General features: G+C 69.1%; 19 protein-coding genes and 1 riboswitch. Of the genes, 13 read left to right on the forward strand and 6 right to left on the reverse strand.

The genetic code is table 11. The annotated features are described in order from the left end of the window. Window positions 1–151 precede the first annotated feature (151 nt). The 11 genes from atpB to ACYQ8L_RS06865 all read left to right on the forward strand — a co-directional run bounded on the left by atpB (window position 152) and on the right by ACYQ8L_RS06865 (window position 8,325). Complete coding sequence (atpB, locus tag ACYQ8L_RS06815; protein ID WP_459941033.1) at window positions 152–826, forward strand: F0F1 ATP synthase subunit A; 675 nt, start codon at window positions 152–154, stop codon at window positions 824–826. Between the two features lie 6 nt (window positions 827–832). Then, window positions 833–1,543 (forward strand): ATP synthase F0 subunit C, encoded by a 711-nt coding sequence (gene atpE / locus ACYQ8L_RS06820; protein ID WP_459941034.1) that lies wholly within the window; start codon window positions 833–835, stop codon window positions 1,541–1,543. Between the two features lie 24 nt (window positions 1,544–1,567). After that, complete coding sequence (gene atpE / locus ACYQ8L_RS06825; RefSeq protein ID WP_025323645.1) at window positions 1,568–1,816, forward strand: ATP synthase F0 subunit C; 249 nt, start codon at window positions 1,568–1,570, stop codon at window positions 1,814–1,816. 135 nt (window positions 1,817–1,951) lie between these two features. Next, the gene (locus tag ACYQ8L_RS06830) at window positions 1,952–2,380 is read left to right on the forward strand and encodes a F0F1 ATP synthase subunit B family protein (RefSeq protein WP_459941035.1); all 429 of its coding nucleotides are present in this window, start codon (window positions 1,952–1,954) and stop codon (window positions 2,378–2,380) included. Continuing rightward, window positions 2,380–2,961 carry a F0F1 ATP synthase subunit B gene (locus ACYQ8L_RS06835; RefSeq protein WP_459941036.1) on the forward strand — a complete coding sequence of 194 codons (582 nt, stop codon included), beginning with the start codon at window positions 2,380–2,382 and terminating at the stop codon, window positions 2,959–2,961. The genes ACYQ8L_RS06830 and ACYQ8L_RS06835 overlap by 1 nt, the downstream gene beginning before the upstream one ends. Then, window positions 2,958–3,500, forward strand: coding sequence for a F0F1 ATP synthase subunit delta (locus ACYQ8L_RS06840; protein WP_459941037.1), 543 nt, complete (start codon window positions 2,958–2,960; stop codon window positions 3,498–3,500). The genes ACYQ8L_RS06835 and ACYQ8L_RS06840 overlap by 4 nt, the downstream gene beginning before the upstream one ends. A 7-nt stretch (window positions 3,501–3,507) precedes the next feature. Beyond that, entirely contained in the window at window positions 3,508–5,019 is a 1,512-nt protein-coding gene (atpA, locus tag ACYQ8L_RS06845; RefSeq protein ID WP_459941038.1) for a F0F1 ATP synthase subunit alpha, read from the forward strand. A gap of 19 nt (window positions 5,020–5,038) precedes the next feature. Continuing rightward, window positions 5,039–5,902 carry an ATP synthase F1 subunit gamma gene (gene atpG, locus ACYQ8L_RS06850; RefSeq protein ID WP_459941039.1) on the forward strand — a complete coding sequence of 288 codons (864 nt, stop codon included), beginning with the start codon at window positions 5,039–5,041 and terminating at the stop codon, window positions 5,900–5,902. A gap of 32 nt (window positions 5,903–5,934) precedes the next feature. Next, window positions 5,935–7,356: a F0F1 ATP synthase subunit beta gene (gene atpD / locus ACYQ8L_RS06855; protein ID WP_459941040.1), complete on the forward strand. Its 1,422-nt coding sequence runs from the start codon at window positions 5,935–5,937 to the stop codon at window positions 7,354–7,356. Between the two features lie 15 nt (window positions 7,357–7,371). Further along, complete coding sequence (locus tag ACYQ8L_RS06860; RefSeq protein ID WP_459941041.1) at window positions 7,372–7,788, forward strand: F0F1 ATP synthase subunit epsilon; 417 nt, start codon at window positions 7,372–7,374, stop codon at window positions 7,786–7,788. An 84-nt stretch (window positions 7,789–7,872) separates the two neighbouring features. Next, window positions 7,873–8,325, forward strand: coding sequence for a pentapeptide repeat-containing protein (locus ACYQ8L_RS06865; protein ID WP_459941042.1), 453 nt, complete (start codon window positions 7,873–7,875; stop codon window positions 8,323–8,325). On the opposite strand, the gene ACYQ8L_RS06870 is transcribed toward ACYQ8L_RS06865, so the two are convergent. The 6 genes from ACYQ8L_RS06870 to ACYQ8L_RS06895 form a co-directional block, all read right to left on the reverse strand. Then, entirely contained in the window at window positions 8,314–8,898 is a 585-nt protein-coding gene (locus tag ACYQ8L_RS06870; RefSeq protein ID WP_459941043.1) for a hypothetical protein, read from the reverse strand. The two genes, ACYQ8L_RS06865 and ACYQ8L_RS06870, sit on opposite strands and share 12 nt — an antisense overlap. A gap of 24 nt (window positions 8,899–8,922) precedes the next feature. After that, entirely contained in the window at window positions 8,923–10,104 is a 1,182-nt protein-coding gene (gene nifS / locus ACYQ8L_RS06875) for a cysteine desulfurase NifS (RefSeq protein WP_459941044.1), read from the reverse strand. A 3-nt stretch (window positions 10,105–10,107) separates the two neighbouring features. Further along, window positions 10,108–10,944 (reverse strand): Fe-S cluster assembly protein NifU, encoded by an 837-nt coding sequence (nifU, locus tag ACYQ8L_RS06880; RefSeq protein ID WP_459941045.1) that lies wholly within the window; start codon window positions 10,942–10,944, stop codon window positions 10,108–10,110. Between the two features lie 91 nt (window positions 10,945–11,035). Next, complete coding sequence (locus ACYQ8L_RS06885; protein WP_459941046.1) at window positions 11,036–12,016, reverse strand: redoxin domain-containing protein; 981 nt, start codon at window positions 12,014–12,016, stop codon at window positions 11,036–11,038. Window positions 12,017–12,546: 530 nt separating this feature from the next. After that, window positions 12,547–13,437, reverse strand: coding sequence for an MBL fold metallo-hydrolase (locus ACYQ8L_RS06890; RefSeq protein WP_459941047.1), 891 nt, complete (start codon window positions 13,435–13,437; stop codon window positions 12,547–12,549). A 9-nt stretch (window positions 13,438–13,446) separates the two neighbouring features. Further along, window positions 13,447–13,926, reverse strand: coding sequence for a ferritin family protein (locus tag ACYQ8L_RS06895; RefSeq protein WP_459941048.1), 480 nt, complete (start codon window positions 13,924–13,926; stop codon window positions 13,447–13,449). Window positions 13,927–13,993: 67 nt separating this feature from the next. Here ACYQ8L_RS06895 and ACYQ8L_RS06900 point away from each other — a divergent pair, with 67 nt between their 5' ends. Together ACYQ8L_RS06900 and ACYQ8L_RS06905 are read left to right on the forward strand one after the other, a co-directional pair. Further along, window positions 13,994–14,599, forward strand: coding sequence for a flavodoxin family protein (locus ACYQ8L_RS06900; RefSeq protein ID WP_459941049.1), 606 nt, complete (start codon window positions 13,994–13,996; stop codon window positions 14,597–14,599). Next, a complete protein-coding gene (locus tag ACYQ8L_RS06905) occupies window positions 14,592–15,083 on the forward strand; it encodes a Fur family transcriptional regulator (RefSeq protein WP_459941050.1) in 492 nt (163 codons plus the stop codon). Before ACYQ8L_RS06900 ends, ACYQ8L_RS06905 begins: the two co-directional genes overlap by 8 nt. Before the next feature lie 176 nt (window positions 15,084–15,259). Beyond that, window positions 15,260–15,352, forward strand: a riboswitch (SAM riboswitch). Window positions 15,353–15,402: the final 50 nt, after the last annotated feature.

Below are 15,402 nucleotides of genomic sequence, written 5' to 3' on the forward strand. Positions count from 1 at the left end.
ACAGGACGAAGGTCTACCCCGACACCCGTTCTCGGGATTCCGACCCCCGTGGGGACGCCCCCCCACAGGTTGGGCCGAGCGGAAGGAGCGAGAACTCCGGATGATTTTGCGTCCCAGCGTCCAAGCCTCCTAGCGTCCCAGCGGAAATCCCATGGACGAGATCCTCTCGGTTCCCCAATGGACGATCTGGATCCAGGGCCGGCCGGTGGTCCTCAATGCGGCCACCCTGGCCATGTCCTGGGTCGTCATGGCCCTTCTCCTCGCCCTCGCGGTCTACGCCGCCCGGCGACCCTATCTCGTGCCCTCCCCCTTCCAGGCCGCCGTCGAGACCGTGGTGGAGGCGTTCCGCGACCTCGTGAACGAAAGTCTCGGAAAGCTCGGGCCCCGGTATTTCGCCTTCATCGCTTCCCTCTTCCTCTTCATCCTCGTCTCCAACTGGATCGGGGTGGTGCCGCTCCTCCAGGAACCCACCCGCGATCTCAACACCACCTTGGCCTTGGGCCTCCTGGGGTTCGTGGTGGCCCACGCCACGGCGCTCCGGGTCAAGGGGTTGCGCGCCTACGTCAAGGAGTACTTTCAGCCTTTCTTCTTCATGTTCCCCCTGAACGTCATCGGGGAAGCCGCGAAGGTCGTGTCCATCTCGTTCCGCCTCTACGGCAACATCATGGGCGGCGCCATCATCATCGCGGTGGTCTCGCGGCTCGTTCACCACCTCATCCTCCCGCCCTTCCTCTACGCCTTTTTCGGCCTGTTCGTCGGCACCGTCCAGGCCTTCGTGTTCGCCATGCTGACCCTGACCTACATCTCCGTGGCGATTCAGGAGTAACCGGCCGTGGACCTGACCCTCGCCACCTTCACCGGAGCAGCCGTGTGCATGGGCCTCGGCGCCATCGGTTCGGCCCTCGGGGAGGGGGCAACCGCCGGCCGCGCTGCCGAGGCCATCGCCCGTCAGCCCGGAGCGGCCCAGGAGATCCTTCGCACCATGCTCGTCGGCCAGGCGGTGGCGGAGTCTGCCAGCATCTTCGCCCTGGTCGTGGCGCTCCTTCTCCTCTTCGGCCCCCAGCAGGGCGGGGCCCTAACCGCCGTCTCCCTTTTCTCCGCAGGCCTGTGCATGGGCGCGGGCGCCTTCGGCCCCGGCTACGGGTCCGGATTTCCCTCGGCGGCCGCCTGCGAGGCCATCGGCCGCAACCCCCGCCATGCGGGCCGGATCACCACCACCATGCTCGTGGCCCAGGCCGTTGCCCAAACGCCCAGCATCTTCGCCCTGCTCGTCTCGTTCCTCCTCCTTTTTCGGGTCCCGCCGGGCCCCCCCAGCCTCTCGGCCGCCGCGGCCCTCCTGGGCGCCGCGATCTCCGCGGGCGCGGCCGCCACCGGGCCCGGCATCGGCGCCGGGTTCGCCGGGGCGGCCGCCTGCCACGGGGTGGCCCGCCGGCCCGAGCGGGCCGGCCTGCTCCTGCGCACCATGCTCGTCGGCCAGGCCGTGAGCCAGTCCACCGCGGTGTACGGGCTGGTCGTGGCCCTCGTGCTCCTCTACGTCGTATAACCCTTTTTCCATCGGAGGATCGCCATGGACATCACCGGAGCCGATCTTGTACGCGCCGCCGCCCTCCTCGGGGCCGGCATCGCCATGGGATTCGGGGCCATCGGGCCCGGCATCGGGGAAGGCTTCGCCGCCGGCAAGGCCTGCGAAGGCATCGCCCGCGCCCCGGAACACGCCAACCTCCTCACCCGCACCATGCTGGTGGGCCAGGCCGTCAGCGAGTCCACCGGGATCTACGCTTTGGTGGTGGCGCTCCTTCTCATCTTCGTGGTATAGAGACCCGCCCCCACCGGGGGGCGGGTTTCGCCAGACCGCGGCGTTTCTTTTTCGCCTCCGGGTGTTTGATTCCCGGGCGGCCTTTGTGTATCATCGCGGCCGCTTTCCGCCCGGGGCTTTGGGAGGAGTGTTCCCGTGATCAACCTGAACGCCACCCTCGTCATCCAGCTCGTCAACTTCCTTTTGCTCATGGTCCTCTTGGACCGGCTCCTCTTCCGGCCGATGCTTCGCGTGCTCCAGGAGCGCCAGGCCCGAACCGAGGGCCGCCGCCAGAAGGCCCAGAGCTTGGAGGCCGAGGCCGAGGCCATCTGGAGCGACTACCAGGCCAAGCTTCAGGCCGCCAAGGCCGACGCCGACCGCATCCGGACCCAACTGATCCAGCAGGCCGAGGCCCAGCGACAGAAGCTCCTCGCCGACGCCGAGGCCCAGGCCCAGGCCCAGCTCGCCAAGATCCGCGCCCAGGTCCAGGCCGAGGCGGCCGAGGCCCGCAAGGCGCTCGAGTCGGAGGCCCGGGCCCTGGCCCGGGAGCTCGCGGAACGGCTTCTCGAAAGGAGGGTCGCCTGATGCGCCGGTTCGGCCGCTCCATCCTGTCCCTCGTCCTCCTCGCCGGACCCACCCTCGCCGCGGCCGCCGAGCACGCCGCCGAGGGCGCCCACGAGGGTCCCAATCCCTGGGTCGCCTTGGGCATGAAGTTCGTGAACTTCGGCATCCTGGTGGCCATCCTCTACTTTGCCCTCCGGAAGACCGTACCCCAGGCCCTCCGGGACCGCCGTGAGAACATCCGCCGGGCTCTCGAGGAGGCCCGCAAGGCGCTGGCCGAGGCCGAGGCCAAGCTCAAGGACTACAAGGCCCGGGTCGCCAACCTGGAGCAGGAGATCGCCCAACTCCGCGCCGACTTCGAGGCCGAGGGGAAGCGCCAGCAGGAGCGAATCCTCGCCGAGGCCGAGCGGGCCGCCGAGGGCATCCGCCGCCAGGCCGAGGCCTCCGCCCAGAACGAGGTCAAGCGCGCCCGCGACGAGCTGCGGGCCCACGCGGCCCAGCTCGCCGTGGCGATGGCCGAGGAGATCATCCGGGGTGCCTACGGCCCCGAGGACCAGAAGAAGGCCGTGGACTTCACCGTTCGACGCGTCGAGGGACTCCATTGAACCGCAAACGCATCGCCCGCCGTTACGCCAAGGCCCTGTTCGAGCTGGCGCGCGACGCCGGCCGCGCCGAGGAGGTCGGCCGGGAGCTCCGGGAGATCTACGAGCTCCTGTCGACGAACCCCGAACTCCGGGCCACCCTGCTGACCCCGGTGCTGCCCCGGCGGGTCAAGGCCGAGGTGCTGGCTGCCCTCCTGGAGCGGCTCGGCCCTTCCGACCTCGTCGCCAACTTTCTCCGGGTGCTCCTGGAGGCCCGCAAGCTCCCCGTGCTCTCCGACATCCTGGAGGCCTACGAGGCGCTGGCCGACGAGGCCGCCGGCCGGGTCCGGGGCGAGGTGCTCACCGCCCTGCCCCTCGAGCCCGACGAGGTCGAGGCGATCCGCACGGCGCTTGCCAAGCGCCTGGAGAAAGAGGTCCAGCTCTCCGCCCGCCAGGACCCCGAGATTCTCGGCGGGGTCGTTGCCCGGGTCGGCAACCTCGTGTTCGATGCCAGCCTGCGCACCCAGCTCCAGCGGCTGCGCGATAGCTTCCTAAAGGGGTGATAGAGCCATGCAGATCCGCGCCGAAGAGATCAGCCAGATCATCAAGACCAAGATCCAGAACTTCCAGGCCGACGTCGACGTGGCCGAGACCGGCGTCGTCCTGACCGTGGGAGACGGCATCGCCCGCATCCACGGCCTTGAGAAGTGCATGGCCGGTGAGCTCGTGGAGTTCCCCGGCGGCATCATGGGCATGGCCCTGAACCTCGAGGAGGACAACGTCGGCGTCGCCATCTTCGGCGAGGACATCCACATCAAGGAGGGCGACATCGTCAAGCGCACCGGCCGGATCGTGTCGGTGCCCGTCGGCGAGGGGCTTCTCGGCCGGGTCGTGGACCCCCTGGGCAACCCCATCGACGGCCTGGGCGAGATCGAGACCTCGGAGACCCGCGTCATCGACGTGAAGGCCCCCGGCATCGTGCTCCGGCAGCCGGTGAAGGAGCCGCTGCAGACCGGGCTGAAGGCCATCGACTCCATGGTGCCCATCGGCCGCGGCCAGCGGGAGCTCATCATCGGCGACCGCCAGACCGGCAAGACCGCGGTGGCGATCGACACCATCATCAACCAACGCGACACGGACGTGATCTGCATCTACGTCGCCGTCGGCCAGAAGCGCTCCACGGTGGCCCAGGTGGTGGCCCGGCTCAAGGAGCACAACGCCATGGACTACACCATCGTGGTGTCGGCCACGGCGTCGGAGCCCGCGCCCCTCCAGTACATCGCCCCCTTCGCCGGGTGCGCCATGGGCGAGTACTTCCGCGACAACGGCAAGCACGCGGTCATCATCTACGACGACCTCTCCAAGCAGGCCGTCGCGTACCGGCAGCTCTCGCTCCTTCTGCGCCGGCCCCCGGGCCGTGAGGCCTATCCCGGCGACGTGTTCTACCTGCACTCCCGCCTCCTGGAGCGGGCCGCCAAGCTCTCCGACGAGAAGGGCGGCGGGAGCCTCACCGCGCTTCCCATCATCGAGACCCAGGCCGGCGACGTCTCGGCCTACATCCCCACCAACGTGATCTCGATCACCGACGGCCAGATCTACCTGGAGAGCGACCTCTTCTACTCGGGCGTGCGGCCCGCCATCAACGTGGGCCTCTCGGTGTCTCGCGTGGGCGGATCGGCCCAGATCAAGGCCATGAAGAGCGTGGCCGGGTCCCTGCGGCTCGACCTCGCCCAGTACCGGGAGCTCGAGGCCTTCGCCCAGTTCGGCTCCGACCTCGACAAGGCCACCCAGCGCCAGCTCGCCCGGGGCGCCCGTCTCGTGGAAATCCTCAAGCAGGACCAGTACTCGCCGCTCCCGGTGGAAAAGCAGGTGCTCATCATCTACGCGGCCACCAACGGCTGGGTCGACAAGTACGAGGTTGGCCAGTTGCGGCGCTACGAGGAGCAGCTCTACTCCTTCTTCGACACCAAGCGGCCCGACGTGCTCGAGGAGCTCCGGACCAAGAAGGCCCTGGACGACGAGCTCAAGAAAAAGATCGACGAGGCCCTGGCCGAGTTCGACAAGGTTTTCGTGGCTGAGTGATCCCGGGGAGCATGCGCCGATGGCCAACCTGAAGGACATCCGGAACCGGATCGCCAGCGTCCGGAGCACCCAGCAGATCACCAAGGCCATGAAGATGGTCTCGGCCGCCAAGTTCCGGCGGGCCGAGGAGGCCATCCTTCAAAACCGCCCTTACTCCGACAAGATGCTGGAGGTCCTGTCGAGCCTGGCCCTGCGCACCGAGGAGGAGGCCCACCCGCTCCTGGAGCGGCGGGACCCCCGCAAGGTGTGCCTCGTCGTGTTCACCAGCGACCGGGGCCTGTGCGGCTCGTTCAACGCCAGCATCCTCCGGTCGACCGAGCGGTTTCTCCGGGAGAAGGGCCCCGAGTACGAGGCCGTGCCCCTGTACCTCGTGGGCAAGAAGGCCGTGGACTACTTTCGCCGCAGGAACGCCGAGATCATCGGTCAGAAGACCGAACTTTTCGGTAAAGCCGGTTACGCCGACGCCCAGGGGATCGCCCGGGAGGTGATCGAGCGGTACACCAACCGGGAGATCGACCTTGTCTATATGGTGTACAACGAGTTCCGGTCCGCCCTCTCCCAGCGGGTGGTGTTCGACCGCCTGCTCCCGGTGGAGCCCATGCCGGTGGATCCCGAGACCTCGACCACCGAGTACATCTACGAACCCAGCGAGGAGTACATGCTCAACTGGGTGCTTCCGCGCTACGTGGAGGTCCGGCTGTTCCGGGCGCTCCTCGAGAGCACCGCGAGCGAGCACGGCGCCCGGATGACGGCCATGGACTCCGCCACCAACAACGCCAGCGAGATGATCGACCGCCTGACCCTCCAGTACAACCGGGCGCGGCAGGAGGCGATCACCACCGAACTGATGGACATCGTCAACGGCGTCGAGGCCATGCGTTAGGCCGGCGGCTCACCGAAGGAGGCCTGTAGCCCATGAGCAACGAATACGGAAAAATCAGCCAGGTCATCGGGCCCGTCGTGGACGTGGCCTTCGAGGGGGAACTGCCCGAGATCTACACCGCCCTCAAGATCACCAACCCCTCCATCGACGACCGGGAGTGGAACCTCGTGGTCGAGGTGGCCCAGCACCTCGGCGAGCACACCGTCCGGTGCATCGCCATGGACTCCACCGAGGGGCTGGTCCGAGGCCAGCCCGTGCTGAACACGGGCGAGATGATCTCGGTGCCGGTGGGTCGCGAGGTCCTGGGGCGCATCTTGAACGTCGTGGGTGAGCCCGTGGACGAGGGCGGGCCCGTCGAGGCCAAGATGCGCAGCCCCATCCACAAGCCGGCCCCCCCGTTCACCGAGATGAGCACCGAGATGCAGGTCCTCGAGACCGGCATCAAGGTCGTGGACCTTCTCGCCCCCTACCTCCGGGGTGGAAAGATCGGTCTGTTCGGCGGGGCCGGCGTGGGCAAGACCGTGCTCATCATGGAGCTCATCAACAACGTCGCCAAACAGCACGGCGGGTTCTCCGTGTTCGGCGGCGTGGGCGAGCGCACCCGCGAGGGCAACGACCTGTGGCTCGAGATGAGGGAGTCGGGCGTTATCGACAAGGCCGCCCTCATCTACGGCCAGATGAACGAGCCGCCGGGGGCCCGCGCCCGGGTGGCCCTCACGGCGCTAACCGTGGCCGAGTACTTCCGGGACGTCGAGGGGCAGGACGTGCTCCTCTTCATCGACAACATCTTCCGGTTCACCCAGGCCGGGTCCGAGGTATCGGCGCTCCTGGGCCGGATCCCCTCGGCCGTGGGCTACCAGCCGACACTCGCCACCGAGATGGGCGAGCTCCAGGAGCGCATCACCACGACCTCCAAGGGCTCCATCACCTCCGTGCAGGCCATCTACGTGCCGGCCGACGACCTGACCGACCCGGCCCCGGCCACCACCTTCGCCCACCTCGACGCGACCACGGTGCTCTCGCGCCAGATCGCCGAGCTCGGCATCTACCCGGCCGTGGACCCCCTCGACTCCACGAGCCGGATCCTGGACCCCCGGGTGGTGGGCGAAGAGCACTACGCCGTGGCCCGACAGGTCCAGCAGATCCTCCAGCGGTACAAGGATCTCCAGGACATCATCGCGATCCTCGGCATGGACGAGCTCTCCGAGGAGGACAAGCTCATCGTGGCCCGGGCCCGGAAGATCCAGCGGTTCCTCTCGCAGCCCTTCCACGTGGCCGAGGCCTTCACCGGCACCCCCGGCAAGTACGTCAAGCTGGCCGACACGATCCGGGGCTTCAAGGAGATCGTCGACGGAAAGCACGACGACCTTCCGGAGCAGGCCTTCTACATGGTGGGCACCATCGAGGAGGCCATGGAGAAGGGCAAGCGGATCCTCGAATCGGAAGCCGCCTAACCCCGGGAGGACCCCATGGCAACCGAGCGGTTCCGGCTGGAAGTCGTCACGCCCGAGCGCCTGCTGGTCAGCGAGGATGTGGACGAGGTCACGGCCCCCGGCATGGAGGGCGAGTTCGGCGTGCTCCCCGGCCACACCCCGTTTCTGACGGCCCTGGGCGTCGGGGAACTCATGTACCGGATCGGCGGAGAGGAACACTTCCTCGCCCTCCGCCGGGGCTTTGCCGAGGTCAAGCATGACAAGGTCACCGTGCTCGCCGAGGAGGCCGAGTTCCCCACGGAGATCGACCTGCGGGAGGCCGAGCGCGAGAAGGCCGAGGCCGAGGCCCAACTCCAGCAGATCAGCCGGGAGTCCCGGGAGTACGCCGAGGTGGAGGCCAAGCTGGAGCGGGCCATGAACCGGATCCAGGTGGCCAGCCGCCACCTGCGCTGAACCCAACCCGACCCACCGAAAAGGGGCGCCCCCGACGGGGCGCCCCTTTTTTCCCTTTCCCACCACCCCCAGGGAGGTTTTGGCGTGGAACTTCGGGACGAACTTCTCACGCTGCTCCAGCGGGGCGACGTGGACACCTTCAACCAGGTCGCCCAGCGGCGCCAGCAGATCGTCGACCTCTCGGGCGCCGACCTCACCGCCGCCCGCCTGGAGGGCGTCGATCTCCGGGGCGTCCGCCTCGACCGGGCCAAGCTGGCCCGCGCCCACCTCGCCGCGGCCGACCTGGAGGGGGCCTCCCTACGGTTCGCCAACCTGGAAGCCGCCGATCTCGAGGGCGCGAACCTCTCCCGGGCCAACCTCTACAACGCCTACCTGGCCGAGGCTCGGCTGGAAGGGGCGCTCCTCCTCGACGCCGACATCACCGCGGCCGTGTTCCCCGCGGACCTCCGCGCCGACGAGATCGCCCTGGCCGTCGACCGGGGCACCCGGGTCCGCCACGACCCCCTGGTGGCCCTCCTGCGGCACCTACGCGCCTGAGCCCCCGCCGTCCCCGGCCGGCCTGCGCTCCACCACCAGATCCCCCCGGATCTTCGGCCGGCCCCCGTCCACCTCGAGCCGGAACCGGATCCCCTTGACCCCCTCCCGTCCCAGGTGCTCCGCCGCCGCCCTGCGGATCCTCTCCCGGAGCTCCTCCCGCGACACGGGGGCGCCGCCCCCCCCCAACCGACCCAACTCGGCGTGCAACCGCCCCACATACCGGTCGAGCGCCCCGGGATCCGCCAGCAGGGCCGCGTCCACCAGGATCTCTGCGCCCCCGGAGTTAGCCCCCTCCGGGGCCCGGGGCCGGCCCTTCCCTTCCTTCCGCTCCAGGAGGGTCCGCACCCGGGACTCCAGGGCCCGAAACCGGTGGGCCAGGGTCTTCGCCCGAAACCGTTCGGCCGTCGAAAGAAGCGGGGACCCCACCACCTTGAGGAGCGCCCGCTCCAACTCCCGTCGCTCCCGCTCGGGCTCGGCCCGGCGGGTCCCAGCCAGAAACAGGTCGTACTCCCGCTCCAGCGCCTCCAGACGCCGCTCCAACTCCCCCAGGCCCGCTGCTCCCCCGGTTCGCACCCCGCGGCTCCCCTACCCGGCCGCCTAGCAGGTGCACGCCGGGGGTTCGTGGTCCTCCGTGAACGGGGAGATCGACCGGAGCCGCTCGATGATCTTGGGCAGCTCCGCCACCACGAAATCCACCTCGTCCTCGGTGTTGAACCGGCTCAGGCTGAACCGGACCGACCCGTGGGCGTAGGTGAACGGAACCCCCATGGCCCGCAGCACGTGGGAGGGCTCGAGGCTCCCCGAGGTGCAGGCCGAGCCGGAGCTCGCGCACACCCCGATTTGGTCCAGGAGGAGCAGGATCGCCTCCCCCTCCACGAACTTGAACGAGAGGTTCACGGTGTTGGGAAGCCGCTCGGTGGGGTGCCCGTTGAGCCGGGTGTCCGGGATCGCGGCCAGGAGCCCCCTCTCCAGCCGGTCCCGCAACGCCCGGACCCGGGTGTTCTCCTCGTCCATGTGCTCCCGGGCCAGCTCGCAGGCCTTCCCGAGCCCGATGATTCCCGGCACGTTCTCGGTGCCGCCCCTCCGGCCCCGCTCCTGATGCCCCCCGATCAGGAACGGCCGGTAGGGGGTCCCCTTCCGCACATAGAGGGCCCCCACCCCCTTGGGGGCGTGGAGCTTGTGGCCCGAAAGCACCAGGAAGTCCACCGGCAACTTCCCTAGATCGATGGGAATCTTCCCCACGGCCTGGACCGCGTCGGTGTGGAACAAAATCCCCCGGCTCTTCACGATCTCGGCGGCCCGTTCGATCGGGAAGACGGTGCCGGTTTCGTTGTTCGCCCACATGATCGACACGATGGCCGTGTCGTCCCGGAGGCTGTCCTCCAGCTCGGCGAGGTCGATCATGCCCTGCTCGTCCACCCCCAGAAGCGTCACGTGGTAGCCCTTCTTGACGAGGTGGTTCACCAGGTTCAACACGGCCGGGTGCTCGACCCGGGTCGTGACCACGTGGCGTTTCTCCGGCAGGGCTTCCAGCGCCGAGCGGATCGCGGTGTTGTCGCCCTCGGTGCCGCAACTCGTGAACACGATCTCGGAGGGGTCGGCGCCGAGCAGAGCGGCCACCCGCTCCCGGGCCTCCGCGATCTTCTTACCCACCTGGCCCCCGAAGGTGTGCATGCTCGAGGGGTTCCCGTAGAGTTCGCAGAAATAGGGGGCCATTTCCTCGAACACCGCCGGGTCCACCCGGGTCGTCGCGTTGTTGTCGAAATAGATCGTCCGCATCGCCTAGGCCTCCACCACCCGGATCTCGGGGTCCACCATCTCCCGAAGCCGCGCCTCGATGCCGTCGTGCAGGGTCACCTGGCTCGACGGACAGTTCACGCACATCCCCCGGAACCGCACGTACACCGTGGTCCCGTCCACATCCACCAGTTCCACATCGCCCCCGTCGGCCTGGAGCCCCGGCCGGATCTCCTCGTCGATCACCTTCTGAATGAGCTGGATGCGCTGGAGGTTGGTGAGCCGCTTGGGCCGTTGCTCGGCCTCCTTGGCCCGCTGGATCTCCCCCCGGACCTCCCGGAGGATCCGCTCGATGTCCGGCAGGCACCGCTCGCACCCCCCGCCGGCCTTGGTGTAATGGGTCACATCCTCGACGGTCTTAAGGTCGTTCTCCAGGATCGCCCGGCGGATCTGCTTGTCGGTGACCCCGAAGCACTCGCACACCACCTCTCCCTCGAGCTCGGCCTTGGGCGTCTCGATGCCCCGGTAGTTGTTGATCGCGGCTTCCAGGGCCTCTCGCCCCATGACCGAGCAGTGCATCTTCTCCTTGGGCAGGCCGCCCAGGTAGTCGGCGATGTCCTTGTTCGTGATCTTGAGCGCCTCGTCCAGGGTTTTGCCCTTGATCATCTCGGTCAGGGCCGAGGCCGACGCGATGGCGCTTCCGCAACCGAACGTCTGGAACTTGGCATCCACGATGCGGTCGTTTTCGATCTTGAGGTAGAGCCGCAGCGCGTCGCCGCAGGCCAGACTCCCCACCTCCCCGACGGCGTCGGGGTTCTCCATCTTCCCCACGTTTCGGGGGTTCAGAAAATGGTCCTTGACCTTGTCCGTGTAGTCCCACATGGCCCTTCTCGTCTCCTCGTCCGCCCCGCCCCGAGGGGCGGCGGCATTTTCCAACCGAAACGCTCCATAAATACCACGTCCGCGCCCCGTGTCAACGCTTCCCCGACGCCAGCACGCCCTCCACGGCCGCCTCGAGATGTTCCCACACCACCCGGCCCTCGGCCGCGTGCACCACCCGCCCTTCGGCGTCCAGGACCACCACGCTCGGGGTCGCCCGCACCCCGAGGGCCCGGGCGATGCCCCGCCCCCCCCAGTCCACCAGGCAGGGAGGCCCCTCCCTGCCCTCGAGGAAGCGGCGAATCCGGGGCTCCAAGGCGGGGTTGTCCACGTTCACCGCCCAAACCCGAAGACCCCGGTCCCGGTACCGCCGGGCCAGGGCCGCCGCCGGGCCGAACTCGGCCCGGCACGGCCGGCAGTACAGGCTCCAAAAGAAGAGGAGCTGGGGGTCGCCCCGGCCCACCCGCACCTCCTGCCCCCCGAGGGCGTTGCCCCGAAGCTCCGGCACCCGACTCCCCACGGCCACCAGCTCCCCCCCCGCCGGCGCGAACGCCGTCACCCCGCCCCGGGGCGCGAGCGTCACGTCCCCGGCCTCCCCCTTCCCCAGATACCGCCGTACCACGCTCTCGAACCGGGACTCATCCCCGGGCCGGTACCCCTCCTGGTACAGCCGGATCCAACCGGACCGGTCGATGATCACCGTGACCGGCAGCACCTCCACGTTGTACGCCTTCACCACCTCCTGCCGGACATCCAGGAGCACCGGGTAGGGCGGATGGAGGCCGGCCCGGTCCAGGGTCTTCTGGATCCGGGCCGCCGAGAACACATCGGTGTTCACGCTGATGACCTGGAGCCCGTCCCTCCCGTACCGGCGCTGGAGCTCCTCGATGTGGGGCATCTCCTCCAGGCACGATTTGCAAAACACGCTCCAGAACTCCAGGAGCACCACGTGGTTGCCCACGTAGTCGGCGAGCCGCACCTCGCCGCCCCCCAAGGTCTTCCCGGCGAAGGCCGGCGCCAGGGCGTTCACCTCCACCGCCACGCTCTCGCCGTCGGTCTTCTCCCGGGGCCCCACCGGGGCCTCCGGCCCGGTGCACCCCTGAAGGGCCGCTGCAAACACGAGCGCTGACAACCAGGACAACAGGCGAGGAAATCTCATGGCGGGGCCAGGATACGGCGGGGCCGTTTCTCGGTCAAAGGGAGACGGCGTTCGGAGGAACTTCGGTCCACGGTCGCCGGTCGGCGGTCTCCGGTCCCCCGGTCCAGACGGCCCCGGCGCACCGTATGGCCGAGGCGGAAGTCATTGTTTTTGCAAACAGGCCGCGGCCCGCGGCCTACGGAGCTTCCACGTAACTTCGGCTAGGCGGCTGGGCTGCTCGGCAGCTAGGCGGCTGAGAACTTTCCGGATTCCGGCGTCATCGCGTCGGCCGACCCGTGGGAGCGGCTGCCGTACCAAGGATCAGAATTCAGAGGTCAGAGGCCAGAGCACCCCTGTCCTCTGTCGTCTGTCTTCTGGCCCCTGGCACGGTCTCCGGTCCCTCGGTCCAGGCGGTGGCGATCCACCCTGGGGCCGAAAGCGAGAAGGTCGTCCGGGGGCGAAGCGCCTCACCGACGACTGTCTTCTGAAATCCGGTTCCTGATTTCCCAGGCCCACAGGAACCCGGGCAGATCGAACCGCTCGAAGGCGCTCGGCCCGTTGGTCCGGCTTAGCCGCGCCTCGACCGCCTCCTCGGGGATGCCCCGCTCGCGACACAGGCGCCGGAACACGTGCTGGCCCGCCACGAGGGGGTCTTCGTCGCCCGTCCAGGCCAGGGCCTCCTCCCGCAGGCGCTCGATGGCCCGCCGGGTCAGGCGCATCCATGCCCGGGCGGCCGCCCCCCGGCGGATCTCCCGGTGTCCGGTGACGAGGAGTTCCACCGGGAGGCGCTCCAGCCGCCCCAGGCTCCGCAGGTACGCGTCCCCGTCCCGAAAGTAGGGGTACGGGCTCGGGTAGAACGCCTTCTCCCAGGTCTCGCCCTTGGGCTGGACCAGATCCCCCGAGAACAGGGTGTGGGGCGGCACGAAAAACGAAAGATCATCCCCCCGGTCGGAATGGCCCGGCGTGGGGATGGCCAGGACGCCGGGGCCCACCCCGGGGAGCCTCCGCTCCCCGGCCACCCGGACGTCGGCCGAGAGCGGGCTCGTCTCGTGGGCCACGACCCGCACCCCCGACCGATCCTGCAAGAGGAGGGGGAGATTCGCCACGTGGTCGGGGTGGGCGTGGGTGATCAGGGCCCACCGGAGGGGCTTCCCGGTCTCCGCCTCCACCCGGCGGAGGTCGCGCTCGATCGCCTCCCAGGGTTCATCCCCGGGATCCACGAGCGCCAGGTGGTCGGGCCCCTCCACCACCGCGGCCCGTCCCGAGGTGACCCAAAGCCCGTCCTCCAGACGAACGAGGCCCGGATCCACCGAGGGACCCGGGCCCGTGAGCCGCGTCGAGTTGCCCTGATTCGCCACGGTTCCCGGCTAGGGCCGCAGGTCGCCGAGGGCCCGCTCGATGGTGCGAAGATGCACCTCCTCCTCGGCCACCAGGCGCCGGTAAAACTCGGCCTCGGCGTCGCACGAGGCCTGGGCCAGGCGGTTCCGGTAGAAGTCGAGCCCCTTGCGCTCCATCTCGGCTGCCTTCTCCAGGGCTTCCACCGCGTCGGCGTCCGGCGCAACCTGCCGGTCCAGCTCCCGGGCCGCCCGCGCGAAGGCGTCCTCCACCCCGGAGGCCCGCGCCACCATGGCCGCGGTGTCGGGCCACCCCGGCTTCGACTTGAGTTCCTCGTAAATCTCCCGTACTCTGCGGATATGGTCGAGTTCGTCCTCGGCCAGGGCCTGGAACACGGCCTTGGCCAACGGGTTCCCGACGCGCTCGGCGGCCTGGAGGTAGAAATCGCGGCCGTCCGACTCGAACTTCACCGCGTCGGCCAGGGCAAGCACGGCGGATTCGGGGGTGCTCATGGGCCTCTCCTTCGGGTCGGAAGATCGAGAAAATTCGCACATGGATTCTAGTCGTCGGGGGAACGGGGTGTCAATCGAGAGACCGCCCGTGTTGTGCGTGTACGGGAGCCCCCGGGCCGGCGGGAACACCGATCTCCTGCTGGATCGGTTCGCCCAGGCGGTGACGGCCGGCGGGTGGCCGGTGGAACGGGTGGTCCTGCGGGACCTTACGATTCACCCCTGCCGGGAGATCTATGCCTGCCGCACCGGCGGCTGCGCCCTCCAGGACGACATGACGCCCCTCTACGACCGGATCCGCGACGCCGGGGCGATCGCCCTGGCTTCCCCGATCATGTTCTACGGGGTGAGCGCGCTTGCAAAGGCCTTCATCGACCGGTGCCAGGCCCTCTGGAGCCTCCGGTACCTCCAGAAGCGGCCCGTGAACCGGGTGGCCGGCGGGCCCAAGCCGGCCGTGTTCTTCTCGGTGGGGGCGACCCGCGGCAAGCGCCTCTTCGAGGGGGCGCTCCTCACCTTCCGCTACGCCTGCGACGCCATCGAGGCCGAACCCTGGGCCCACCTCACGGTGCCCGGGGTGGACGGGAAACGAGAAATCCTCGACCACCCCGAAGCCCTTGCCGAGGCCGCCTCCCTGGGAGGCCGCCTCGCCGCCCTTTTGGGGGACCGCCATGGGTAGCGCCACCCTCCAGGAACGCCTCGAGGCCGCCCAGCAGAAACTTCGGGCCTACCTGCGCGAAGAGGGCCTGCGGCCCACCCGCCAGCGGCAGTCCATCCTCGAGGCGTTCCTGGCCGAGGACGCCCACGTGAGCGTGGACGAACTCTACGACCGCCTGCGGCGCCAGAACGCCTCGATCAGCCACTCCACCGTGTACCGGGCGCTCGCGCTCTTCGCCAAGGCGGGCATCGCCAAGGAGCGGCGGTTCCACGAGGGCCGCGTGCGCTACGAGCCGGCCATCGGGGTCGACCACCACGACCACCTGGTGTGCCTCCAGTGCGGCCACATCGAGGAGTTCGAGCACCCCACCATAGAGCGGCTCCAGCGCCAGGTGGCCGAGGAGCGCGGGTTCACCGTGCGCTACCACCGCCTCGAGCTCTACGGCCTGTGCCCCCGCTGCGCGGGCTCCGCCGGGGCCACAAAAAAAATTTCTCCGGAGGGTTGACACCCGCCTCCGGGATCCGTATAAAGGCACCCGTAACCACGACAGCAACCGGCGCCGCCGGTGACATAGAGCCCCCCCGGAAGAGCAGGGAGTTAGCAGCGAGCAATCGCTCTACCCCTGTTCTTCTATTTTTGGGGTCCGGCAATCCCCGGACCCCGCGCCGCGAGGCCGGCGACTTCTTATCGAGAGTGGCGGAGGGACCAGGCCCTGGGAAGCCACAGCAACCAACCCCGCACGGGGTCCGGTGCTCCATCCTGGACAGATAAGAGTGTTTCGGACTCGCGGCCCGGTGCGCCCCTCCCCTCCGGCCGCGTTCCGC

The organism is Deferrisoma palaeochoriense, assembly GCF_054656955.1.

Excerpts from the sequence above, each read along its gene's own strand:
- atpB (WP_459941033.1), top strand. The coding sequence starts at position 152 with ATGGACGAGATCCTCTCGGTTCCCCAATGGACGATCTGGATCCAGGGC.
- atpE (WP_025323645.1), top strand. The coding sequence starts at position 1,568 with ATGGACATCACCGGAGCCGATCTTGTACGCGCCGCCGCCCTCCTCGGG.
- ACYQ8L_RS06835 (WP_459941036.1), top strand. The coding sequence starts at position 2,380 with ATGCGCCGGTTCGGCCGCTCCATCCTGTCCCTCGTCCTCCTCGCCGGA.
- atpA (WP_459941038.1), top strand. The coding sequence starts at position 3,508 with ATGCAGATCCGCGCCGAAGAGATCAGCCAGATCATCAAGACCAAGATC.
- atpG (WP_459941039.1), top strand. The coding sequence starts at position 5,039 with ATGGCCAACCTGAAGGACATCCGGAACCGGATCGCCAGCGTCCGGAGC.
- atpD (WP_459941040.1), top strand. The coding sequence starts at position 5,935 with ATGAGCAACGAATACGGAAAAATCAGCCAGGTCATCGGGCCCGTCGTG.
- ACYQ8L_RS06860 (WP_459941041.1), top strand. The coding sequence starts at position 7,372 with ATGGCAACCGAGCGGTTCCGGCTGGAAGTCGTCACGCCCGAGCGCCTG.
- nifS (WP_459941044.1), bottom strand. The coding sequence starts at position 10,104 with ATGCGGACGATCTATTTCGACAACAACGCGACGACCCGGGTGGACCCG.
- nifU (WP_459941045.1), bottom strand. The coding sequence starts at position 10,944 with ATGTGGGACTACACGGACAAGGTCAAGGACCATTTTCTGAACCCCCGA.
- ACYQ8L_RS06895 (WP_459941048.1), bottom strand. The coding sequence starts at position 13,926 with ATGAGCACCCCCGAATCCGCCGTGCTTGCCCTGGCCGACGCGGTGAAG.
- ACYQ8L_RS06905 (WP_459941050.1), top strand. The coding sequence starts at position 14,592 with ATGGGTAGCGCCACCCTCCAGGAACGCCTCGAGGCCGCCCAGCAGAAA.